Origin of the sequence: Mucilaginibacter sp. 14171R-50 (genome assembly GCF_010093045.1) — a bacterium.
Taxonomy (GTDB): Bacteria; Bacteroidota; Bacteroidia; order Sphingobacteriales; family Sphingobacteriaceae; genus Mucilaginibacter.
Genome location: NZ_CP048115.1, coordinates 2,340,261 through 2,362,044 on the forward strand (window position 1 = coordinate 2,340,261; position 21,784 = coordinate 2,362,044).

Sequence of the window (21,784 nt, forward strand, 5' to 3'; positions counted from 1 at the left end):
TTATGTTATTTAAACGCCTAAGCTTAACGGTTATTTCAGCCCTTAATATTCCGGATAAACAATTAAAATGTTTAGAAGATGTCAAATATTACCGCTATCTTTTTATCACAAATAAATATTTAGCATTTTTGTAATCGATCTAAATAAGTTTAGATCAGGGGTGTTCATATGAGTGAAAAGATTATACTGGTTTGGTTTAGGAATGACCTGCGCATACACGATAACGAAATATTATCTGAAGCAGTGCGCAGGGCTGATAAAGTTTTACCGGTATATATTTTTGATCCGTTTTACTTCCGCACCAATGCCGGCGGCGCTTTAAAAACAGGCAGCTTTCGTGCCCGGTTCTTATTGGAAGCCGTAACTGACCTGCGTGAAAACCTGAGAAAATACGACGCTCAATTGATCGTCCGCACTGGCGACCCGGCCGAAGTGCTCACCCAACTGGCCGAAGAGTATAACGTTAGCGAAGTTTACCACCACCGTGAGGTAGCGCCTGACGAAACCGACGTTTCTGAAAGGGTGGAAGGTGCCTTGTGGAAAATGCAGCTTAACCTAAAGCATTTTATCGGGCATACTATGTACCACAAAGAGGACCTGCCCTTCCCGATAAAGGATATACCAGACAGCTTCGTTACCTTTAAAAAGAAGGTGGAGCGCGATAGTACTGTACGGCCTTGCGTTGTCAGTCCGGGACAGATACCAACGCCCGAAATTACAGATGCCGGAGCGATACCAACGCTTGAAGACCTTGGGGTACCCAACCCTGTTGACGATGCACGCGCAGGCGAAAAGGTTACCGGCGGAGAAACAGCGGCATTGAAACAGCTGCATAATTACCTTGAAAACTGCATGCAAAGCAGCGATGGTAAAAATATACGCAGCGCGTTATGTAATTCATCGGGCCTCGGGCCGTGGCTGGCCGTTGGCTGTATATCGCCCAGGCAGGTATATTGGGAGGTGGTTAATTATCACCGCGAGCACCGTTTACAGAACACCGACCCGATAATGCTGGAATTGCTTTGGCGCGATTACTTCAGGTTTATGTTTAAAAAACACGGGCAAAAGTTTTTCCGGTCCGAAGGGTTTGGCGATGTGCCCGATGTTGCCGCCAACCAGGACGAGCTTTTTGAGCAATGGAAAAACGGCCAAACAGGTGTGCCGTTTATTGATGCTGCCATGCATCAGCTTAATGCCACCGGCTACATAACCAACTACAGCAGGCAGGCGGTAGCTACCTATCTAACTAAAGATATGCAGGTTGACTGGACAAAAGGTGCGCGTTATTTTGAAGAGAAACTGATAGATTATTCGCCGGCCAGTAATTGGGGTAACTGGGCTTTTATCGCGGGCGTAGGCAATGATACCAAGAGCAACCGTTTTTTTAACGCTGCTAAGCCAGTCAGCCAATTGGATGATAAAAGCGATTTTATAACCACCTGGCTGCCCGCTGCCGAGAGCTTAAGTTAGTGGCTGACACTGGTATAAACGCAACAAAAACAATATCTTAGCGTATATATAGTATCATGAACCCATTTGAACAATTTACCATCATTATAGGCCTGCTGGCCGTATTGTTTGAAGGGTTTGCCTATCTCCGCAGTTTTCTGCAAAAGTTACTACACTAAAACATTCATCAGGAAATATGTACGCCGTATATGGTTTTGTAAAAAAGCAATATCCGGTAGCCATATAATGCCGTCGTAAAAAATATTACGGTGAATAACGCCGCAGCAACCGTAAAAGCTATGCCGGTTTTATAGAAGCGCCGGGCGGCGATACCCAGGTAAATGCCAAAGACAATAAGGTTGATAAGCGAACTTAAGGCATCAAAAGAAGCCGAAAAGTTGGTTTTATTGAATGCGTAAAACGGGGTGCTTATCAATGTAGTGAAAGCCGCGTAGTAGATAAGGATGAACGAGAAGTAATGCGTTGCAAACACCAGGTGTTCTGAGAAATATTTTTTACGGTTGATAAAAAGAAATGCGAACGCAGCTGCCAGTACGGGTATGAACAGCACGATAAATAATTTAGATTCGGTGCCTATGTGTTCGTTAAAGGCGATGGTCAATTTTTCAAACTGTTTGTTGTTAGTTGCTTTGGCTAAAATGACATTTTTGGTATTGAAGTAAGTGTAGGGCTTATAATCATAAAAAGCCCATAACGATTGCGAAAATATATTAAGCTTACCCGCGAGCAGAAAGAAAATAAGGTTGCATATCAGGAACAGCTGAAACGGCTTAACAAAGTTTACCCTTTTGCCTGCCGAAAAATTAACCGTAAGCATTCCCGGCTTTAGTATCAAAACCTTAACCGATCTGAAAAACTTGGTATCGAAATGTGTAAGCCCCTCAAACGATTCCTCAACGTAGTGCTTTAGTACAAAATCATGTTCTGCAATAACTTTTTCACCACAAACGTTACAATAATTACCATTGATGATGTGGCCGCACGATGCACAGTTTACAAAATCACGATCGGTTTGGTTATGCTTTATAGTTGGCCCAGGTTTACGCACATCAATATCATTAATGCTTAAATGTAATAAATTGCTGAATGCATTAAAAGTAATGTATATATTTTTAGCATTTAGTTCTATAATGCTTAGTTTTGTACCGTTTATAACATTGGTTTCTCATGGATCGCCTCAATTACATCAATAGCGGAAACGCAGCCTATATTAATACATTATATGAAGCTTACAAACAGGACCCCGAATCGATAGATTTTGGCTGGCAAAAGTTTTTTGAAGGATTTGATTTTGGCAAAGACGGCCAGGGCATGGCGGCTGCTAACACCGAAACGCCTGAGCACTTTCTGAAAGAGATCAATGTATTAAACATGATAAACGGGTATCGCAACCGCGGCCATCTGTTCACTAAAACAAACCCGGTACGCGAGCGCCGCAAATATTTTCCGGGTAAAGAGCTGGAAACATTTGGCTTAAGCGAGGCTGATATGGATACCGTTTTTAACGCCGGCGTTGAAGTTGGCTTGGGCCCCGCAACCCTGCGCGATATACGCCAGCTTTTAGAACAAACCTATTGCCAGTCTATCGGCGCCGAATATACTTACATCCGCAACCCTATTAAACTTAAATGGTTTGAGGACCGGATGGAAAGCAAACGCAACACCCCGTCGTTTACGCTTGAAGAAAAAAAGCTGATGCTGGCCAAACTGAATGAGGCCGTTGTATTTGAGAATTTTTTGGGCACAAAATTTCTGGGCCAGAAACGCTTCTCGCTTGAAGGGGCAGAAGCCCTGATCCCGGCGCTTAATTCGGTTATAAAAAGGGGGTCGGAACTCGGCATCGAGGAGTTCATTATCGGTATGGCGCATCGGGGCCGTTTAAATGTGCTTACCAACATCATGGAGAAAACCTACAAAGAGGTGTTCTCGGAGTTTGAAGGTAAAAATTACGACTCGGGATCTCCGTTTGGTGGTGATGTGAAATACCACTTAGGCTTTTCAACCGATGTAGAAACAGCCGAAGGGAAAAAAGTACACTTAAGCCTTTGCCCCAATCCATCACACTTAGAGGCCGTTGACCCTGTGGTAGAAGGCATCACCCGTTCAAAAATTGATTACAAACATAATGGCGATCATTCAAAGATAGCCCCTATATTGATACATGGCGATGCATCTATAGCGGGGCAAGGTATTGTTTATGAAGTTTTACAGATGGAAAAGCTGGACGGTTACCGTACCGGCGGCACCATACACCTCGTAATTAACAACCAGATAGGCTTTACCACCAATTATAAGGATGCCCGCTCAAGCACTTATTGCACCGATGTGGCCAAAACGGTTCTTTCGCCGGTATTTCATGTAAATGGTGATGATGTTGAGGCGTTGGTTTACGTAGTTAACCTGGCTATGGAGTACAGGCAGGTGTTTAACGAGGACGTATTTATTGATATACTTTGCTACCGCCGTTACGGACACAATGAGGCCGACGAGCCGAAATTTACACAGCCGGTATTATACAAGGCAATTGAAGCACACCCTAACCCGCTGCAGATATACAACAAAAAGCTGGTAGACGAAGGCAGCATTGACGATAAATATGCCAAACAATTAGAGAAAGCCTTCCGCGCGGAATTACAGCAAATGCTGGATGAGGCAAAGGCTGCCGACAGGTTTACCGATACCATACCGATGTTTGAAGGCGCATGGAGCGGACTGCATTTGGCTAATCACCGCGAAATGATCAGCGCAGTTGAAACCTCGGTTGATAAAGATACACTCATCGAAATAGGGAACAAGTTAACGGTACTGCCAAAAGGCAAGCAATTTTTTAAAAAAATTGAGAAATTGTTCCAGGACCGTAACGAGATGGTTAATAAAACCGGCGTGTTCGACTGGGCAATGGGCGAACTGCTGGCTTACGGCACTTTGTTAAAAGAGGGTTTCCCGGTAAGGTTAAGCGGAGAGGACGTTAAGCGCGGTACCTTCTCGCACCGTCATGCGGTGCTCACCCTGGCCGATTCGGAAGATGAATACACCCCGCTGGAAACTATAGACACACAAGCAAAGCTGAGTATATACAATTCGCTGCTATCAGAATACGGCGTGTTGGGTTTTGAATACGGTTACGCTTTAGCCAACCCGAAGGCATTAACCATTTGGGAGGCCCAGTTTGGCGATTTCTTTAATGGCGCACAGATCATTGTTGACCAGTATATTGCCAGCGCCGAAACAAAATGGCAGCGTGGTAACGGTTTGGTAATGTTACTGCCACACGGTTATGAAGGCCAGGGTCCCGAGCATTCGTCGGCACGGGTTGAGCGTTTTTTAGAGCTTTGCGCTGATGATAACATACAAGTGGCCAATTGCACTACGCCTGCAAACTTCTTTCACATACTACGCAGGCAAATGCACCGCAATTTCCGCAAGCCGCTTATCATATTTACGCCAAAAAGCTTATTGCGCAGCCCTAATTGCGTGTCGCCGCTGGAAGATTTTACAAATGGCAAGTTTCACGAATTGATTGATGACACTTACGCCGATGTTAAAAAAGTTAAACGCGTATTACTTTGTACCGGTAAAGTTTATTACGACCTGTTTGAGAAACAGCAAGCCGATAAACGTAAGGATGTGGCTATAGTGCGTATCGAACAATTATACCCAACACCGGTACAGCAAATATTAAAGGTAAAAGCCAAATACGAAAAGGCTACCGAGTTTTTCTGGGTACAGGAAGAACCTGAAAACATGGGCGCCTGGCCGTATATTTGCCGTAAGTTTCATAGCGATAAGTATTTAAACCTTGATGTGATATCGCGGCTTGAAGGCAGCAGCACCGCTACGGGTTTTGCCAAACAGCATGCTGCGCAGCAGTTACATATTGTATCAAAAGCATTTGAAGCGCCTGCCGGCAAACTGGTTAAAGAAACTATCAAAAAAACAACCGAAAAAATGGCTAACGCGGGGGCAGATTGATAAGAGTTTAAAGTTTAAAGTAGAAAGGTAAAAGTTTTTGAACGCGCACTCTCTCTACTTTCAACCTTTAACTTTATACTTTCAACTAACAAAAACACTACAACTACTATAAATATGAGTTTAGAAATAAAAGTTCCGCCGGTAGGCGAATCCATTACCGAAGTAACCTTATCAGCCTGGAAAAAAAAGGACGGTGACCATGTAGAAATGGACGAAGTGATAGCCGAGCTGGAATCAGATAAGGCTACATTTGAGCTTACCGCCGAAAAGGCCGGAACTTTAAGGACCGCAGCCGCCGAAGGTGATGTATTGGCCATTGGCGCTGTGGTAGCAACTATAGATGAAACCGGCGCACCTGCAGCTGCTGCTGATAATGCACCTGCCGCACCTGTTGTGGCTAAAGATGAGCCTGCAAAAGCCGATAGCCCCGAGGCGCCTGCAAATGCGCCTGCCCCGGCACCAAATCAGGGTGGTGGTTCGTCATTAGAAATAAAAGTACCACCGGTGGGCGAGTCTATTACCGAAGTAACCCTGTCGCGCTGGATCAAAAAGGATGGTGATGCCGTTGAAATGGACGAAGCCATTGCCGAGCTGGAATCTGATAAAGCAACATTTGAGCTTACTGCCGAAAAGGCCGGTACGCTGAAAACTATAGCCAAAGAAGGCGATACCCTGGCCATTGGCGCAGTGGTTTGTACCATTGAAGGCAGCGGTGCTTCTGCGCCGGCTGTAACAACCCCAATAACCCAGGCAATTGTTGATAAAGTGAACGAATCGCCGCAGGTTGCACCTTCAAAAGGGACTACTTATGCATCGGGGACCCCTTCGCCTGCTGCCGCAAAAATATTAGCCGAAAAGGGCGTTGAAGCATCGTCAGTGAATGGTACCGGTGTTGATGGCCGCATTACCAAAGGTGATGCACTTAACGCGCAAAACGCGCCTGCTGCCGCACCCGCACAAGCTGCTGCTAAACCTGCTGCCAGTGCTCCTGCCGCTGCTACCCCTACCGGTCCGCGAAGCGACCGTCGTGAAAAAATGTCGTCGTTACGTAAAACGGTTGCGAAGCGCCTGGTTGCCGTTAAAAGCGAAACAGCCATGCTCACTACTTTCAACGAGGTAGATATGCAGCCGATAATGGAACTGCGTGGTAAATACAAAGATAAATTTAAAGAGAAACACGGCGTTGGCCTGGGCTTTATGTCGTTATTTACCAAAGCCGTTACCGAGGCCTTAAAAGAATGGCCTGCCGTTGGCGCACGCATAGAGGGTGAAGAGATAGTTTACAGCAATTTTGCTGACATCTCGATAGCGGTATCGGCACCAAAAGGTCTGGTGGTTCCGGTTATCCGCAATGCCGAGAGCATGAGCCTTGCCGAAATTGAAAAAGCCATTGTGGTACTTGCAGGCAAAGCCCGCGAAAGCAAACTCACGCTGGAAGAAATGACCGGCGGTACGTTCACCATCACCAATGGCGGCGTGTTTGGCTCCATGATGTCGACCCCGATACTAAACTCGCCGCAATCGGCCATATTGGGTATGCACAATATTATCGAGCGGCCGGTTGCCGTAAACGGACAGGTAGTTATCCGCCCGATGATGTACCTGGCCCTGTCATACGATCACCGTATCATTGATGGCCGTGAATCAGTAAGCTTCCTGGTACGTGTAAAACAATTATTGGAAGACCCAACAAGGTTACTTTTAGGAGTATAATTACGATTTTTTGAATAATATAAGGCCCGGTTATGCCGGGCTTTGTTGTTTTATATGTCATTGCGAGCGATAGCGCGGCAATCTCGTCATATGAAAAGAGTTCATGCATTGGCTGCGAGGTTGCCGCGTCGCTACGCTCCTCGCAATGACATGCGGTTTTATTGTGCCTTCTACACCAGTTTCCTCATCGCCATAATATAACCAATGTGCAGCCCTTCATGAAATGGCAAAAATGCAAGCGCGTCATCTATACTGGCCATGGTTACACCGTAACGGGTTGTCCAGGCAGGGTAAGTACCGAAAATGCCATTTTTATAGTCGTGCTCCAACTGGTCTAAACTGGTTGTTAACAAGGTTTTTATTTCCTCAAACCCTGCGGCATCTACCGGGCCTTCAGGTTTGCTTTCGGGCTTATACCTTTGAAAGAACGCATCGTCAACCCAGGTATTCAACCCCGCGCGTTTGTAGCAAACACCCTGTTGGGCGGCTATCATGTGGCCCAGGTTCCATATAATATTGTTATTAAAACCGGCGGGTATCTTGTTTAACTGCTCCAGGCTAAAATTGTTAAGGGTGCTAACTATGTTAAGGCGCGGCCTGCGCATAATTTCCAGTTGTTTTTCTATCATGACTCAAATATATAAGTTGTTCGGTTATAGTGGCGGTATATCCTTAAAATGGCTGCATGTGCACATAAACAATACTATCGCTTTGCTGTTATAATATTAATAAGCAGATATAGTATATTGGTAACGTTATGGCTAAGAAAATTTTAGTTATTGAGGATGATAAGGATATCAGGGACACTGTAACCTTTGCTCTTGAAAGCGAGGGATATGAAGTGATATCATCTGAAAATTCGAGGATTTTAAAATTTATAGACCAGCATAAACCCGACCTGATACTGTTAGATAACTGGCTTACCGAATGGAAAAGCGACGCCAGCGGCCAGCAATTAAGCTACGAATTAAAATCTGATCCTAAAACAAGCCACATACCTGTAATCATTGTGTCTGCGGTAAGCAACGTAGCCGAAATTGCAAAAGCCGGCTTGTCTGATGGTTATCTTAAAAAACCTTTCGATCTGGAGGAACTGAACGCCATTGTAAAGAAACATATTTAACTCCCGGCCCCCTAAAGGGGGAGTTTTGAGAAGCTTAAACAAGAAAAGCCCAACTTTTATGAGTTGGGCTTTTCTATATATAAATTTACTGCCCTTCAAGGGGGCTGGGTGGAGTCTACAGCTTTAACCCCAATCCTACATTAAACGATGTGCCGTCGGCAGGTAAAATACCGGGGCCGGGGTACATATTTATCCTGCGGGTAAAGTATTTCTCGTTCAGGATATTGTTTACATTAAAGGTAACGTGGTAGTTTTTAAGAAAATTATAGTTAAACGCCCAATCTACTACCTTATAGGCGGGTACTATACCACTTGCACCGGTTGGGTTAAAAGTGGTGTTGTTGGCATCACTGAAGTTGTTGCCAACGTAGCTTAATATCAGGCTGCTGGTAATATGCCCGCTTAAATAGGTAAGGCCGGTGCGGTTGGTCCACTCGGGGGTGCCTTCAATTTTTTTGCCTTTTAAGCTATTGTTGACGCCGTTAACACTAATAGAACCACTGGTGTATCTGCCGTGGGTATAAGCCAATGTATTAAAAAGGCGCAGATCGCTTCCTGATAGCGGGTTGAACGACCTGATGAGCGATACCTCGGTATAAGCTTCGATACCTTTGGTTACCGCGTTGCCTATGTTGGTTAAATACAGGTGGTTTACGTTTGAGGCATCGGTAGTGATAAGCGTGCCCGGGCGGTCGCCGTAGTAAACATAAAAGGCATTAATATCAAAGCTGAATACCGATTTGATGTGGCCGCGGTAACCCAGGTCGGCGTCGTAGCCTTTGCTATCCTTCATGTTAGGGTCAACAATGGTTAGCTGGTCTGCCGGGGTAACTGCCGCGTAAATGTACGGGCGGTAAGCTTGGGACAAGTTACCATATAGCTGGCTGCTATTGGTTACCTGGTACTGCAGGCCCGTGCCAAACAGCGGAAAACTACGATTGTCTTTATATGATACCGGTACTGCACGGTTGGCAACAAGGCCGCCCATATCGGTATTGATAACCTCAAAGCGTGCGCCCGGCGTAACCGAAAATTTGTCGGTTATTTTAAAAAGGTTTTCGGCAAATACAGCGTAGTTCCGGGTCTTTAATCTAAGGTCTATACCGTAATCTTTAACCAGGCTAAGGTCAAAATCTGTAGCGGTTGTGCCAACACCTTTTTGGCGGCGCTTGGTCAGCTGGGTAAAGTAGCGTATCCCTGCGCTTAAGGTGCTTTGCTGGTTGCCCAATTTATACGTGTGCGCAATACGGGCTTCGGTTGTAAAGGCATCGTAGTAATCGCGGTCGACCTGGCGGGGGTTAAAGGTTTTGAGCGTGGTGTTCAATGTATCGTTTACGTTTGACGGCGCGATGAACTGCACGCTGTTACGCTGGCCTATCAGCGCATGCGAGGTAACTTCAAGCCGGGTGTTTTTACTGAAATTATAGTTGAACAAAATAGCCGGTATGTTTATTTCGGGATTGAAAAAGTTACGGAACCTGTTAGATTGCCTGTGGTTGGCCTCAAACTGCGCATCGGTTAAACCACCGGCAATTTGCTGAACGTAGTCCGACCGCGAGAACTGGACCGCCAGGCTGCCTTTATCATTAAACTGATATTTGATATTAGCGTAATAAGCGCGGTAATTAAATGCCGCGTCGGGCCGCCAGCCATCGCCGCTCCGCATATCATAGTAAGCGTAATAGCTTATCTTGCTCACCTTGCCGCCAACGGCATTGTACGAGTTAAAAAAGCGGTTCGATCCGGCGGTCTGTTCGCTTTCAAAAGTAAATGCCTTAGAGGTATCGGGTTCTTTTATCTTAAAGTTCACCATCCCGCCAAACTGGCTGCCAAATTGTAATGCTGCCGAGCCGCGCACATATTGCACCTCGCCAATAGCCTGAAACGGCAGGTTGTAGTGGTTTTCGGGGTAGCCAAATATATCCGAGTTGGTATTATAACCGTTTTGGCGCATGTTGGTTTCAATGGAGCGGTGCATATCAGTGCCGCGGGTACCAATGTTTATCTGCAAACCGGCGCCGTCCATTTCCCAGGCGTTAATACCCGGTGTTTGTGCAAACAGTGTGCGTGCCAGGTTAGCTGCAAGGTTAGCCTTGCCGGGGTTGGCATAAATAATATTGGTTTTTTTGCCAGCAAAAATAGTAGTGCCGCTTACATCGGGTAAGCTTTTAGCCCGCGACTCTTTAATGATAACACTGTCGAGTTTAAGGGTATCCTTTTTTGTGTTTTGGGCCTGCACATTGTAAACGCCCGCTGTAAATGCAGCAAGCAGCAGCCCTTTGTATAAATATTTCATTATAGATTCTTAGAGTTAACTGATGTAGATTTTAATAATGGAGCATCAGCACAAAGCATAGTAATGCCTTGCCATACGATATATGATGCTGGAAACGAGTTGTTAACCCAAAGTTTCGGGTGGCTGCCCTGGTGTGCCGATAAACGGATCGGCAGAAAGGTTATATATTTTATTAATGCCCCGTGGCTGGATGTTTTCAAAATTTAAAAATCTGATTACCAGTTGAGGGTGATCGTATTTTACATCCGGTCCGCCTTTTTTTGCAGATGTATCGTTACCCTTGTCGGTAGGGATATCGTTTATCTGTTTGGCGTATATTACGTTATTATCTATCAACTTGGTTTTTTCGTAGTTGGGTACGCACATTACGTATAGCGTATCTTTTGTAAATTTAAGCTTTACGTAATTATAGCATGCGTTTTTTAACTGGATAGATCCGCTTACATTCTTATAATCCGGCCATTCGTTAATACCCGGAAGGTTTTGTTTTATTTTAAGCTCCACCAGTGCGTTAGGATTATACAGGTTATGGCTTATCAGGTCGTTCATGCGCCTGTCAGATAGTTCCAGCATATAATTTTGCAGCAGCATGTAGCCACCCCAATTAAAAAAGTGGATAAGCAGTAACAATATGGCAAAAAATTTTTTCAATTATGATAACCCTGTCATCTGCAATTTTAATTAAAACTTTTAAATTTTAGCATCAACCGCTGCCAAAATTAAAGCAAGTATAATAGTTACAAGGCGTTACGCTTGGTTTAACATTTATTATTTATTTTTGTGGTTACAAACAGGATGTAAAACGGCCTTGTGAGTGTTTAGAAGCCGTTTTTTTATATTTTTACTATTGATGCAAAGCAAAAAGCGAGTGCTTTTTTATTTAGTTGACGGCGCCCACAGCGAAGTTTTACCCGAACTGATAGAACAAGGCCTACTGCCAAACATAAAGCGAATAATTGACGAAGGTACTTACCGCAAGGCAACTACCTGTTTCCCATCAACAACGGGACCCGCATACCTGCCGTTTTTAACCGGGCATTTCCCTGGTACTATGGATATTACCGGCATACGCTGGTTCGATAAAAAGGAGTTTAAACGTACACGTTTCAATAAACTGGCCATGCGCAGTTATTGCGGGCCCGAGGCAGCGTGGTTTAATACTGATATGCCTGCCGATAAACCCACGCTGTTTGAACTGATGGGTGAATCGTACAACGTGTATAATATGATTACCCGCAACGTGCCGGATGAATATGACCTGGGCAAAAAAGGAAAAGGGCTGATGTATATGCGCGCGCATTTTAAGCTGCGCCACCACCCGGTTGATGTACAGGGCCATCAGCGTATTATGGAGATGCTTAATTCAGGTAAGGACTTTGACTTCCTGTTCGCGGTTTTCCCGAGCGTTGACTGGGATTCGCATTACCACCATATCCGCGACGCGCGCACGGTTGAAGCTTATAAAATTGCCGATAACAGCCTGGGCGAAGTGCGTGCCAAATTAGAGGAGCAGGGCAAATGGGATGATACGCTTTTTGTGATGACATCGGATCATGGCCTTACCCCAACCACCAAACATCTTGACCTGGCCGACTGGATGACCGATCACGGACTAAAATCTGTTTACTACCCGGTGATCTGGAAAAGCAACCCAAAATGCGCGGTAATGATATCGGGTAATTCATTCGGCAGCATCCACTTCCTGAACCACCCCGGCGATTATGTACTGCGCGAAACGGAAATCATGGAAGCTATGGGTGCCGAACGCTTACAACTGCTGTTAAACGAAGATGCCGTTGATTTTGCCATTTACCGCGGCGACGAGGAACAAACCTTTATTGTGCACAATAAGCAGGGAAAAGCAAAAATTGCGGTAAAAGATAATGTGTTTACGTATGAACCCGTTACCGCCGATGTACTAAGATATGCAGGCAGGGTAAAGGCTACCGGCCATCGCGCCATCTTAAAGGCCACGTTTAACACCGACTATCCGGATGCGGTATTCCAGATCTACCAGTTGTTTCAGAGCCGCAGGGCAGGAGATATTGTGATCAGTGCAAGTTTAGGGCACGACCTGCGTGATTTTTGGGAATATCCTGAACATAAAGGTTCGCATGGGTCGTTACACAGGTACCACATGCACGTGCCCATGATATACAACCAAAAAGGCTGGAACACGGACCCAATGCGAACTGCAGACTTATTCGACAGTATACTGAAGTGGAAAGGCATCACGCCGGCAAGCTCGGAAGGTGAACCATTATTTTAATTATCTGCCATTATAAATGACACCAACCACGCCGCATAACGCTGAACCCGAAAAGCAGGAAGCAAAAAATGTATTTAACAAAAAGGTTATTATAAAAGGTGCCTTTTGGTTTGCCTTAATTACCATAGCTACAATTGCTGTGGTATTTTTCTACAATAATACCGGCGATACGGTTAAGGCCTTATCACACATATCATACAAGTATATTGCCATTTGCTTTGTAATGCTGTTTATCGATCTGATGCTGGGTAGCTGGCGTAACCATATCTATATCCGTAAAATGGCTCCGGGCGTATCGCATTGGGTAAGCTTCAGGGCAAACGTGGCCAATATGTTTATGGGGGCGGTAACGCCTGCGCACGGCGGAGCAGGACCGGCACAAATATTTGTGTACACCAGCAACGGCGTAACTTTTATCGATTCGTTCGCCGTGACTTTATTAAATATGGGCGCTACACTGATATTTATGCCGCTGGCAGGCTTTGTGGCCATTATGCTGATGGATACTACCGAAGTTGGCAGTATGGTGCCGGCCATGCTTAAGTATGGTTTTAGTTTTTTTCTGTTGTTTTTGCTGGCCTTTTTATTAGCCTTCTGGAAACCGCTTTGGATAGGGAATATCATTAAAAAAATTGCTAACGGCTTATCAGCCGTTTTCCCTAAAAGGAGGGAAAAATTAGCCGGATGGGCAGATAGTTCTTTCGCAAGTATCAGCAAATACCAGCAAACGTGCAGTGTTATTATCAGGAAAAATCCGTTGTTGTTCCCGTTGAGCCTTGTTATCACAACAGCGCTTTATATGAACAAGTATTGCCTGCAATGGGTGTTGTTACTTGGTTTAGGCGTTAACGCTAACCTGGTGCAGGTGATATCAATACAGATACTAATACAGTTTATGATATATTTTGCGCCAACCCCCGGCGGCAGCGGCTTTGCCGAAGGCTTTATATCTACATTATTCGGCAAAATAGTACCCGCCGGTTTAATACCCATTTTTACGTTGCTTCAACGGTCGTTCCTGCTGTTTTTCCCCGCGCTGATAGGGGCTTATGTGGTGTTAAACCTGCTGCGGAAGCAAACCATGAAGAAGGACTAATACTACCCGATTAAATTATTTTTCTGCAAGTAAATATTTTTTACCAATAGCCGTAAATAATATATCTTTAATAACTAAATCTTATTCCCCTGATGAGAAAGTTATTGTTGATGTTACTGTGCATGCCAGTTTTTGCACTCGCCCAAAACCAAAAGATCGACAGTTTAAAACGTGTATTGGTAGCTGCAAAGGCCGATACTGCAAAAGCCGATACCTACTACAAAATAGCGCTCGAGCTGCAGCGTATGGATCCGGCCGAATCCCAAAAAATGATAGACCGGTCGATGGCTATTTCCCAAAAAATACAATACCAGAAAGGCCTTGCCAATATTTATTCGTTTATGGCTGTGCAAAGTTCGTTTAAAGGCGAATTTGACTCGATGAAGGTATATGCCGAAAAGTGTTTACAATTAGCCCGGAAAAATAACTTGCCGCTAATAGTTGCTAAAGGCCATAGCAGCCTGGGTGTATATTACTGGCAAACCGGAAATTACAGCGAGGCTATTAAGAACCACCTTGCAGCCCTCGCTATCCGCGAAAAAATGAAGGATACCACGGGTATCAGCGCATCATTAGGTAATCTGGCCCTGGTTTATTTTGACAACCAAAACCCCGGGGAAGCAGAGCGCTACGGGCTGATGGGCCTTAAGCTGGGCAAAAAAATAAATAACAGTAACATAACGGTAAGTTGCCTGCAATTGCTGGCTAACGTTTACGGGCAGGGCGGCCAGTTTGAAAAGGCCTTAAAGATGGACGCGGAGGCCCTGTTGATCTGTAAACAGCATAACGATACCCGGGGACTATCGCAGGTTTACTCTAACATGGCCAATTGCTACACTGCCATGAAAGATTACGATAAGGGGCTTAAATATCAGCAGGAGGTATTAAAATTGGATGAGTTTTTTGGCGATAAAAAGCAAATTAGTGATACCTACATGAACATCAGCGCTATTTATACCGAAAAAAAGGAGTTTAACACAGCGTTGAGCTGGATGAAGAAAGGCCTGCGGCTAAGCCAGGAAAGTAAGTACAAACAGGGCGAAAAATCGGGTTGGCAATCATTAAGCCAGATATACGAAAGCTTGGGCGATTACAAGAACGCGCTGGCGGCTCATCAAAAATATCAGGCCATAAGCCTGGCGCTGGTTAACGAGGATAGTAACAAGCAGATAGCCCTAATGCAAACCAAATTTGAGACTGAGAAAAAAGAGCAAAAGATAAATCTGCTTAATAAAGAGAACACTATTCAGAAACTATCCATCAACAAGCAAAAAACTACCATAGCCATTGTTGTGGGGCTGCTCCTGATCTCGTTATTGGTGGCAGGGCTGGTATATAACCGTAACAAACTTAAGCAAAAAGCGCTGTTGCAGGCGCAAATGCTGCATCATCAGGATATGCTGACTAAAGCAGTTATTGATGCTGAAGAGCATGAACGCAAACGCATAGGCGCCGACCTGCACGATGGGGTTGGGCAGTTATTCTCCGCGGTTAAAATGAATCTTAACGGCTTATTCGACAGGATAACTATACCACGGGAAGAAGACAGGTTTTTAGCGGAAAATACCCTTGCCCTGGTTGACGAAAGCTGCAAGGAGGTGCGCGTAATATCGCACCAGATGATGCCGAATATGCTGTTGCGGTCGGGCATCGCATCAGATCTGAAGAGTTTCATCAAAAAAATTGATGCAGACAGGCTGAAGATAAAGCTGGAAACTACCGGTTTTAATGACCGCCTGGAGAGCAACGTGGAGACCATGCTTTACCGTATTATACAAGAAAGTGTTAACAACGTAATTAAACACGCCAAAGCTACACAGCTTGATATTATATTGAAGCGTAATGCCGGCCATATCAGCGCCGTTATAAAAGATAATGGTATAGGCTTTGATGCCGCTAAACCCGACGGCTTTGCAGGCATAGGATTAAAAAACATCCTTACCCGTATCGAGTATTTAAGGGGAACTATCACTTACGATTCGGCACCGGGGAAGGGCACTACTGTAACGGTTAATGTACCCGCATAGTAGGAGCCAAGCGTAATGTGCGGGCGTTACTTATACTTCCAATGGCGGGTTTTGCCTTCGCTTATCCATTGAAGGCCCTCGGCCAAGCGTTTATCGCGTGTTGCTTCTGTTTTAGCTTCTTCAAACCAGGTTATGTATTCCTTTTTTTGCGACGGACTAAATTTTTCAAAATAGGCCTTTGCATCCGGATTTTTATCGAGCAATTCAGTAAGATAACCGGGTGTATCGTTTAGCACAGTTGCTTTGGGCGCTGGCTTTTTTATAGGAGCTTTCGCAGCGGCCGATGGCATGTTTTTTAATTCCATGGCCTGGCGAATGTACCAGATCAATATATCGTCTGGGGGCAGGTCGGCAAGGGTGACGAGCTTGCCAATGCTGCCCGCATTGCCCTCATCCTGTATTATGCCATGCGGGTCGGGCAGGGTATCGGCTTTCCAAAAGCCAAAGCCGGCGTGCTGTTTAAAGGCCATCATAAAGCATAGCACACCTTTGTATTCAAAAAACGGAGCGCTCCATTTTATGGTTTCTGTTATCCCGGGCGATGCACGGTGCACTAGTTCGCGCAGGTGGGTTAATATTGGTTTTGCAAAGTCTGCCGATTTTTCGATATACGCATCAATACGGCTGTCGTACTGTTCCATGATGCAATATAAATAAATTACAAAGAATTGTCATGCTGAACGTATGTGAAGCATCTCATCGCCGACATATGCCTTGCCGATAGATCCTTCGTTCCTCAGGATGACAATGGATGTCGCTACCGCAAAACCTTTTTTACCGCCGGGTGCGATTGCGACGCCATAAACTCCGTTATCTCAAATTCAGCCAGTTTGTGCTGATAAAAAGGATCGTCGGCAATGATCTTCTCCAATATCTCTTTCGAGTCGGCCTGGGCAATGATGATGCCGCCTGTGCGCGGCACTTTACGGCCGCTCATGATGAAAACGTCAGCCGCATAATACTTCTTCAAATACTTTACATGGGCTTCCATGTGCAGGTCAAGCTCTTCAAGCGGTACGATATAGTTGAGGTTGATGATGAACATGCCGATTAGCGATTAGTGACTGATGACCAGGGATTGGAAACTATAAGTTAATTAACCAGATCTCCAAACAGCTGTATATGCCAGCTATCTTTAAAAGGCACCTCCCATTTGGTTTGCAGTTCGGTTAGGTTTTGGGCCAGATTGTTGAACACAATGGTTTCGGTAGTTATCCGGCCGGTTTTCAACAGCTCTTCAAACTGGTGGCGGGGCGCCGAGCGTATCTCTTCACCATCGCGGTAAGCCAGGTTAAACCTGTCGAAAAGGCTGATGCCGAATTGCTGCTCCAGTTTTTTCATAAAGTTAACCGAGCTGTCGATCGAGCAGCCGCTTGCGCCGGCCTGGCTTTCGTCAACAATCAGTATAAAAAAGCGGTTATATCTTATTTCGGCTTTGGTAAGTAATTTATGGCCGTGGGCTGCCCAGCCGGCGGTAAAATTATCCAGTAAAACCTGTGCCTGCAGCACTTCCGCGTCGGTTAGTTTTCTGTCCGACTGGTATATCCAAACCCGTGAATGTGAAGAAAATTCCATACCGCAAATTTACCAATTTATTAATTTAGGTTTATTATAAGTTGTCATGCAAACATCACTTATGCCGGTAGGGAAAAAAGCGCTGATAATTGCAGTAATTTCCTTATTATGCCCTTTTTTTGGTGGTTTCAGGCCCGTTATGACTGACCAGGAATGGTTAAACTGGGGCAACCGCATGCTAAATGAAAGCTATGACGCTACTGCTGAACCTAAATAGAAAAAGTACGAAATGATCCTTACCCCGGATCATTTTATGCGTCTCCGAAAAACTTATCAACAGGGTAAACAGGAGTATTATTCATTTAACATACAGCGTTTTGCAGCGCTGGATTACCTGCCCGGCAAAGCTGCTACCGACACCCTCGAAATAAAGACCCAAGCCGATGATATCATTTACCAAACCTATGAAGACCCTGCAGGTGATATCGATTCGATGGCCACCCGTTGGGATATCCCCATGAAAAAGTTACCACCTCAAAGGGTGGACAGCTTGAAACAGGCACTGCTTTTTTTAAAAGGGAGGGGTTTGTAAAATGATGTGGGAAAGGATATTGTAAAAGTGAAATAAGTGATAAGGTTTAGGGTTATTAAAATTAGTTATTGCTTTATTTCTAAAGCAGCTAATTTTACCCTATTTGCTTACCTATAACACCCCTATTTTAACTTAATCGGAGGTTACTTCTGCCTTGTTCTTTTACAAACCGTTTGCCCTTACGGTTATCTCTGCAATATCCAGCACCTTTATTTCCTGTTCTTTCTCCATATGTTTCACCCCATCGGTAAGCATCGTCATGCAAAAGGGGCAGCCGGATGCTATGACATTGGCGCCGGCTTCAATAACATCAAGCATGCGTTCGTCATTGATGTCCTTTCTGCCGGGTTCGGGTTCTTTAAACATTTGCGCGCCGCCTGCGCCGCAGCATAGGCCGTTGCTCCGGCAGCGTTTCATTTCAACCAGTTCGGTATCTAAAATCTCTAAAGCCGCGCGCGGGGCTTCGTATACGTTGTTACCGCGGCCCAGGTAGCATGGGTCATGAAAGGTGATCTTACGGCCCTTAAAACTTTCGCCGCCTTCGGCTTTTAGCTTGCCTTCATCGATCAGGCTTTGTATCAGTTGGGTGTGATGGATCACTTCGTATGTTCCGCCCAGCCCGGGGTATTCGTTACGGATCGTGTTAAAACAATGCGGGCACCCGGTTACTATTTTTTTGACATTGTAGGCGTTCAGCACTTCAATATTGGTCATGGCCTGCATCTGGAACAAAAATTCGTTACCCGCGCGTTTGGCAGGGTCGCCTGTGCAGCTCTCCTCGGTACCCAATACAGCGTAGCTGATACCCACATGCTGCAATATCTTACAAATATCGCGGGTGATTTTTTGAGTGCGCTCGTCAAAGCTGCCGGCACAGCCAACCCAGAACAATATCTCGGGTTCTTTGCCTTCGGCAGCCATTTCGGCCATTGTTGGTATCTTCTGTTCCATTATTCTTCTTCGCTTATCTCGGTTATAAACTCGTTTATGCTGCTGTAATTGGTAAAGGTAATGGCCGAATTAATGGCGCTTAGCCTGTTCAAAATATCAACCGCCACTACTAATGCGCCGGCTTCCGTCCCAAACATTTTGGCATCCCAGTTTATACCGGCAAGGGTTCCGTTTTCGGCCATACCCATGCACCAGTCTTCTAAAAAAACGGCCAGCGGTATTTCGGTGGGCAGGTAGCTTTTCCAATCGTCGCGGGCGCAGATTTTGGCAAGCGGCCTGTCGCTCCAAAATGGGATTACGGCAGTATCTTCTTCACCTGTAGCTTCTGCATTGGCCCAGCCTGTTTTACTTTTTAAGCCCCAAACCTGTTTGGTTGCAGCTACCTTTTCTATAAATGCTATATATTTTGCTTCTAACTCTGCTTGCATATCTTATTCCTTTTCAGCCCAGTTGAACCTGTCGGCCTGGCTGTATTTCCAGGGCGCGCCGTTGTTTTCCATATTGCCGAACATATTGTTAAGGCTTGCAGGCGCCTGTGATTCTTCCATCACAATGTAACGGCGCATCTCGGTGATGATCTCCAGTGGGTTAATGTTTACCGGGCAGGCCTCTACACAGGCATTGCAGGTGGTACAGGCCCAAAGTTCTTCGCGGGTAATGTAGTTATCCAGCAAGGTTTTATCATCGATATGATCCTTGCCATGCTTATCAATATTGTTGCCCACTTCCACCAGCCTGTCGCGGGTATCCATCATGATTTTTCGGGGCGATAACAGCTTACCCGTAATATTTGCCGGGCAAACCGAAGTGCACCTGCCGCACTCGGTACAGGTGTAGGCTTCCATCAGGTTTTTCCATGTTAGGTCGGTAACGTCCTTTGCCCCAAAACGGCTTACTTCGGTGGGTTCGGGTACAAATGACGGATCAAGCATGGCCTTAACCTCGTTGGTTACGGTTGCCATGTTCGTGAACTCGCCTTTGGGTTCCAGTTTTGAGTAATACACATTTGGGAATGCCAGCAGTATATGGAAATGCTTTGAATAGGGCAGGTAGTTTAAAAATGCCAGTATGCCAATAATATGGAACCACCAGCAGCCCCGCTCTATGCCGGCCAGCGCGCCCGTGCCCGATGGCAGCAGGGGTGCTATAAATTCACTTACCGGGAAGCTACCCGCGGTAACGTAATGGCCAAAATGTAAGGCCTGTAATTTATAATCGGCGGCGTTCATGGTAAGGAAGGCCGTCATTAGTAAAATTTCAGTTATGAGGATGTAATTAGCATCTGATTTTGGCCAGGCGGTCATCTCGATGCCGCTAAAGCGTTTTAATTTAAGAACATTACGACGGATAAGGAATACCACGCACGATACCAGCACCAGCAGCGCCAATACCTCGAAGCCGCCTATTAGCAAACCATAAAGGCTGCCCAGGGGTTTTGAAAACACCCGGTGCGACCCAAAGATGCCATCTATCATTATCTCCAGCACTTCCAGGTTAATGATGATAAACCCAACATATATAAAGAAATGCATTACCGCGGCAACCGGGCGTTTTACCATTTTGGTTTGGCCGAGGGCTACCTTTGCCATAATGGCCCACCGCTCGGCAGGGCGGTCGCTGCGGTCGGTATCACGGCCCAAAAGGATGTTGCGGCGTACCTTAGCCACGTTTTTACCAAACAGGTAAGCAGCCCCAAGCAAAATGATGATAAATACGATTTGTCCGATCATTATATTATGCGTGCATAGTAATTTAAAGCTAAAGTAGGTATTTGATTTAATCTAAAGGTAGATATTGCCGAAATGTTTTAAACTTAGAATTTGTTTAAATAACACCGGGTGAAGGGGTGGACCAATAAAAAAATATAAGATTTATTTGCCTTTATAATTGCCTGAAATTCAATTGAACAGCACGGCGGCGATAGATCTGCACAACTAAAGTTTAAAAAAATGTTTACAGAAATAAAAAAAAGGCTACATTTGCAAACCTTAAACGGAGCGGTATCATAGCTCAGTCGGTAGAGCAAAGGACTGAAAATCCTTGTGTCGCTGGTTCGATCCCAGCTGATACCACAAAAAAGCAGAAAGCCTTTAGTCGAAAGATTAAAGGCTTTTTCATTTAATGTGTTTTTGATGCTATTATCCCGCTGATTTGCACTTCAATAACCCTTTCCCGCGTTTTTACTACCTTTGCACCGCATGGTGTTCAGAAAATGGTTTTACATATTTATTGCTGCATGGTTTATAAATGCGTTGGTTTGCTTTAATGCAACTGATGGTTTTATTGATGCCTGCTGTAAAACCGCACCTCAAAATTCAGGCGAGATCCTTTTTGATATCAGCCCGCCTAAGCTTTCCGATCATGCAGTAAAAGACAATGTTGAGCATGAAGACCGCAAAGGTAGCTATCGCAACAGATACCTTAATCCGCGCCTGCTCGACTATGACATTCAGCCGTTATCTTCACAAACTTTTGGGCGACTTGCCTTTTTAAACCGTTCCGCCCTTATTATTTCAGCGTACGGAGAAAAGCTGTTTACGCCGCCTTTGCATCATTTCCTTTTCCGGCTAAGCCCATTTTAACCTCGCCGATAACTACGGTTTACCATCATGTTGGGCGTTTCGCTGCTGATCATAACTTATCTTCCGGTTAAACCCAATGTAAAAAACCTGTAGTAATTACGCTCAAATTAAAACAAAACGGGCTTATTTCACTTAAAAATGTAGCAATAACGCGACACTACGTAGTGGCGCGGGGTTA

20 protein-coding genes and 1 tRNA gene are annotated in these 21,784 nt (G+C 45.2%); 11 read left to right on the forward strand and 10 right to left on the reverse strand.

What is annotated here, in order from left to right; all coding sequences use genetic code 11:
• Positions 1 to 168 precede the first annotated feature (168 nt).
• Entirely contained in the window at positions 169 to 1,470 is a 1,302-nt protein-coding gene (locus tag GWR56_RS10770; protein WP_162431248.1) for a DASH family cryptochrome, read from the forward strand.
• 166 nt (positions 1,471 to 1,636) lie between these two features.
• On the opposite strand, the gene GWR56_RS10775 is transcribed toward GWR56_RS10770, so the two are convergent.
• Positions 1,637 to 2,518: a DUF3667 domain-containing protein gene (locus GWR56_RS10775; protein ID WP_162431249.1), complete on the reverse strand. Its 882-nt coding sequence runs from the start codon at positions 2,516 to 2,518 to the stop codon at positions 1,637 to 1,639.
• 119 nt (positions 2,519 to 2,637) lie between these two features.
• Between GWR56_RS10775 and GWR56_RS10780 the strand changes: the two genes are divergently transcribed.
• Together GWR56_RS10780 and odhB are read left to right on the forward strand one after the other, a co-directional pair.
• Entirely contained in the window at positions 2,638 to 5,442 is a 2,805-nt protein-coding gene (locus GWR56_RS10780) for a 2-oxoglutarate dehydrogenase E1 component (RefSeq protein ID WP_162431250.1), read from the forward strand.
• 114 nt (positions 5,443 to 5,556) lie between these two features.
• Positions 5,557 to 7,155, forward strand: coding sequence for a 2-oxoglutarate dehydrogenase complex dihydrolipoyllysine-residue succinyltransferase (gene odhB, locus GWR56_RS10785; RefSeq protein WP_162431251.1), 1,599 nt, complete (start codon positions 5,557 to 5,559; stop codon positions 7,153 to 7,155).
• 170 nt (positions 7,156 to 7,325) lie between these two features.
• On the opposite strand, the gene GWR56_RS10790 is transcribed toward odhB, so the two are convergent.
• Complete coding sequence (locus tag GWR56_RS10790; protein ID WP_238395215.1) at positions 7,326 to 7,784, reverse strand: DinB family protein; 459 nt, start codon at positions 7,782 to 7,784, stop codon at positions 7,326 to 7,328.
• A gap of 128 nt (positions 7,785 to 7,912) precedes the next feature.
• Between GWR56_RS10790 and GWR56_RS10795 the strand changes: the two genes are divergently transcribed.
• A complete protein-coding gene (locus tag GWR56_RS10795) occupies positions 7,913 to 8,278 on the forward strand; it encodes a PleD family two-component system response regulator (protein WP_162431252.1) in 366 nt (121 codons plus the stop codon).
• Between the two features lie 115 nt (positions 8,279 to 8,393).
• Here GWR56_RS10795 and GWR56_RS10800 read toward each other — a convergent pair whose 3' ends face one another.
• Positions 8,394 to 10,574 carry a TonB-dependent receptor domain-containing protein gene (locus tag GWR56_RS10800; RefSeq protein ID WP_162431253.1) on the reverse strand — a complete coding sequence of 727 codons (2,181 nt, stop codon included), beginning with the start codon at positions 10,572 to 10,574 and terminating at the stop codon, positions 8,394 to 8,396.
• A gap of 102 nt (positions 10,575 to 10,676) precedes the next feature.
• On the reverse strand, positions 10,677 to 11,225 hold the full coding sequence (locus GWR56_RS10805; RefSeq protein WP_162431254.1) for a hypothetical protein: 549 nt from the start codon (positions 11,223 to 11,225) through the stop codon (positions 10,677 to 10,679).
• A 217-nt stretch (positions 11,226 to 11,442) separates the two neighbouring features.
• Here GWR56_RS10805 and GWR56_RS10810 point away from each other — a divergent pair, with 217 nt between their 5' ends.
• The 3 genes from GWR56_RS10810 to GWR56_RS10820 all read left to right on the forward strand — a co-directional run bounded on the left by GWR56_RS10810 (position 11,443) and on the right by GWR56_RS10820 (position 15,966).
• Positions 11,443 to 12,843, forward strand: a complete 1,401-nt coding sequence (locus tag GWR56_RS10810; protein WP_202925309.1) for an alkaline phosphatase family protein — start codon at positions 11,443 to 11,445, stop codon at positions 12,841 to 12,843.
• A gap of 16 nt (positions 12,844 to 12,859) precedes the next feature.
• Positions 12,860 to 13,939 carry a lysylphosphatidylglycerol synthase transmembrane domain-containing protein gene (locus GWR56_RS10815; protein ID WP_162431256.1) on the forward strand — a complete coding sequence of 360 codons (1,080 nt, stop codon included), beginning with the start codon at positions 12,860 to 12,862 and terminating at the stop codon, positions 13,937 to 13,939.
• Positions 13,940 to 14,061: 122 nt separating this feature from the next.
• Positions 14,062 to 15,966, forward strand: coding sequence for a sensor histidine kinase (locus tag GWR56_RS10820; protein ID WP_162431257.1), 1,905 nt, complete (start codon positions 14,062 to 14,064; stop codon positions 15,964 to 15,966).
• A 26-nt stretch (positions 15,967 to 15,992) separates the two neighbouring features.
• Here GWR56_RS10820 and GWR56_RS10825 read toward each other — a convergent pair whose 3' ends face one another.
• The 3 genes from GWR56_RS10825 to GWR56_RS10835 all read right to left on the reverse strand — a co-directional run bounded on the left by GWR56_RS10825 (position 15,993) and on the right by GWR56_RS10835 (position 17,541).
• The gene (locus tag GWR56_RS10825; protein ID WP_162431258.1) at positions 15,993 to 16,607 is read right to left on the reverse strand and encodes a YdeI family protein; all 615 of its coding nucleotides are present in this window, start codon (positions 16,605 to 16,607) and stop codon (positions 15,993 to 15,995) included.
• Positions 16,608 to 16,723: 116 nt separating this feature from the next.
• Positions 16,724 to 17,011, reverse strand: a complete 288-nt coding sequence (locus tag GWR56_RS10830) for a YciI family protein (protein WP_162431259.1) — start codon at positions 17,009 to 17,011, stop codon at positions 16,724 to 16,726.
• Between the two features lie 47 nt (positions 17,012 to 17,058).
• On the reverse strand, positions 17,059 to 17,541 hold the full coding sequence (locus GWR56_RS10835) for an ABC transporter ATPase (protein ID WP_162431260.1): 483 nt from the start codon (positions 17,539 to 17,541) through the stop codon (positions 17,059 to 17,061).
• Between the two features lie 46 nt (positions 17,542 to 17,587).
• Between GWR56_RS10835 and GWR56_RS10840 the strand changes: the two genes are divergently transcribed.
• On the forward strand, positions 17,588 to 17,758 hold the full coding sequence (locus tag GWR56_RS10840; RefSeq protein WP_162431261.1) for a hypothetical protein: 171 nt from the start codon (positions 17,588 to 17,590) through the stop codon (positions 17,756 to 17,758).
• A 12-nt stretch (positions 17,759 to 17,770) separates the two neighbouring features.
• A complete protein-coding gene (locus GWR56_RS10845) occupies positions 17,771 to 18,073 on the forward strand; it encodes a hypothetical protein (RefSeq protein WP_162431262.1) in 303 nt (100 codons plus the stop codon).
• Between the two features lie 162 nt (positions 18,074 to 18,235).
• Here the strand turns inward: GWR56_RS10845 and GWR56_RS10850 are convergent, their stop codons facing one another.
• The 3 genes from GWR56_RS10850 to GWR56_RS10860 are packed head-to-tail and all read right to left on the reverse strand — an operon-like array spanning position 18,236 to position 20,754.
• Positions 18,236 to 19,024: a (Fe-S)-binding protein gene (locus GWR56_RS10850; protein ID WP_162431263.1), complete on the reverse strand. Its 789-nt coding sequence runs from the start codon at positions 19,022 to 19,024 to the stop codon at positions 18,236 to 18,238.
• Complete coding sequence (locus GWR56_RS10855; protein ID WP_162431264.1) at positions 19,024 to 19,452, reverse strand: DUF2750 domain-containing protein; 429 nt, start codon at positions 19,450 to 19,452, stop codon at positions 19,024 to 19,026. Before GWR56_RS10855 ends, GWR56_RS10850 begins: the two co-directional genes overlap by 1 nt.
• 3 nt (positions 19,453 to 19,455) lie before the next feature.
• A complete protein-coding gene (locus GWR56_RS10860) occupies positions 19,456 to 20,754 on the reverse strand; it encodes a (Fe-S)-binding protein (RefSeq protein ID WP_162431265.1) in 1,299 nt (432 codons plus the stop codon).
• Positions 20,755 to 21,023: 269 nt separating this feature from the next.
• Between GWR56_RS10860 and GWR56_RS10865 the strand changes: the two genes are divergently transcribed.
• Positions 21,024 to 21,096 (forward strand) — tRNA-Phe (locus GWR56_RS10865).
• 126 nt (positions 21,097 to 21,222) lie between these two features.
• The gene (locus tag GWR56_RS10870; RefSeq protein ID WP_162431266.1) at positions 21,223 to 21,606 is read left to right on the forward strand and encodes a hypothetical protein; all 384 of its coding nucleotides are present in this window, start codon (positions 21,223 to 21,225) and stop codon (positions 21,604 to 21,606) included.
• Positions 21,607 to 21,784 lie beyond the last annotated feature (178 nt).

Coding starts and splice junctions, on each gene's coding strand:
- GWR56_RS10770 (WP_162431248.1), top strand. CDS start 169: ATGAGTGAAAAGATTATACTGGTTTGGTTTAGGAATGACCTGCGCATA.
- GWR56_RS10780 (WP_162431250.1), top strand. CDS start 2,638: ATGGATCGCCTCAATTACATCAATAGCGGAAACGCAGCCTATATTAAT.
- odhB (WP_162431251.1), top strand. CDS start 5,557: ATGAGTTTAGAAATAAAAGTTCCGCCGGTAGGCGAATCCATTACCGAA.
- GWR56_RS10790 (WP_238395215.1), bottom strand. CDS start 7,784: ATGATAGAAAAACAACTGGAAATTATGCGCAGGCCGCGCCTTAACATA.
- GWR56_RS10795 (WP_162431252.1), top strand. CDS start 7,913: ATGGCTAAGAAAATTTTAGTTATTGAGGATGATAAGGATATCAGGGAC.
- GWR56_RS10800 (WP_162431253.1), bottom strand. CDS start 10,574: ATGAAATATTTATACAAAGGGCTGCTGCTTGCTGCATTTACAGCGGGC.
- GWR56_RS10815 (WP_162431256.1), top strand. CDS start 12,860: ATGACACCAACCACGCCGCATAACGCTGAACCCGAAAAGCAGGAAGCA.
- GWR56_RS10820 (WP_162431257.1), top strand. CDS start 14,062: ATGCCAGTTTTTGCACTCGCCCAAAACCAAAAGATCGACAGTTTAAAA.
- GWR56_RS10825 (WP_162431258.1), bottom strand. CDS start 16,607: ATGGAACAGTACGACAGCCGTATTGATGCGTATATCGAAAAATCGGCA.
- GWR56_RS10830 (WP_162431259.1), bottom strand. CDS start 17,011: ATGTTCATCATCAACCTCAACTATATCGTACCGCTTGAAGAGCTTGAC.
- GWR56_RS10835 (WP_162431260.1), bottom strand. CDS start 17,541: ATGGAATTTTCTTCACATTCACGGGTTTGGATATACCAGTCGGACAGA.
- GWR56_RS10840 (WP_162431261.1), top strand. CDS start 17,588: ATGCAAACATCACTTATGCCGGTAGGGAAAAAAGCGCTGATAATTGCA.
- GWR56_RS10845 (WP_162431262.1), top strand. CDS start 17,771: ATGATCCTTACCCCGGATCATTTTATGCGTCTCCGAAAAACTTATCAA.
- GWR56_RS10850 (WP_162431263.1), bottom strand. CDS start 19,024: ATGGAACAGAAGATACCAACAATGGCCGAAATGGCTGCCGAAGGCAAA.
- GWR56_RS10855 (WP_162431264.1), bottom strand. CDS start 19,452: ATGCAAGCAGAGTTAGAAGCAAAATATATAGCATTTATAGAAAAGGTA.
- GWR56_RS10860 (WP_162431265.1), bottom strand. CDS start 20,754: ATGATCGGACAAATCGTATTTATCATCATTTTGCTTGGGGCTGCTTAC.
- GWR56_RS10870 (WP_162431266.1), top strand. CDS start 21,223: ATGGTGTTCAGAAAATGGTTTTACATATTTATTGCTGCATGGTTTATA.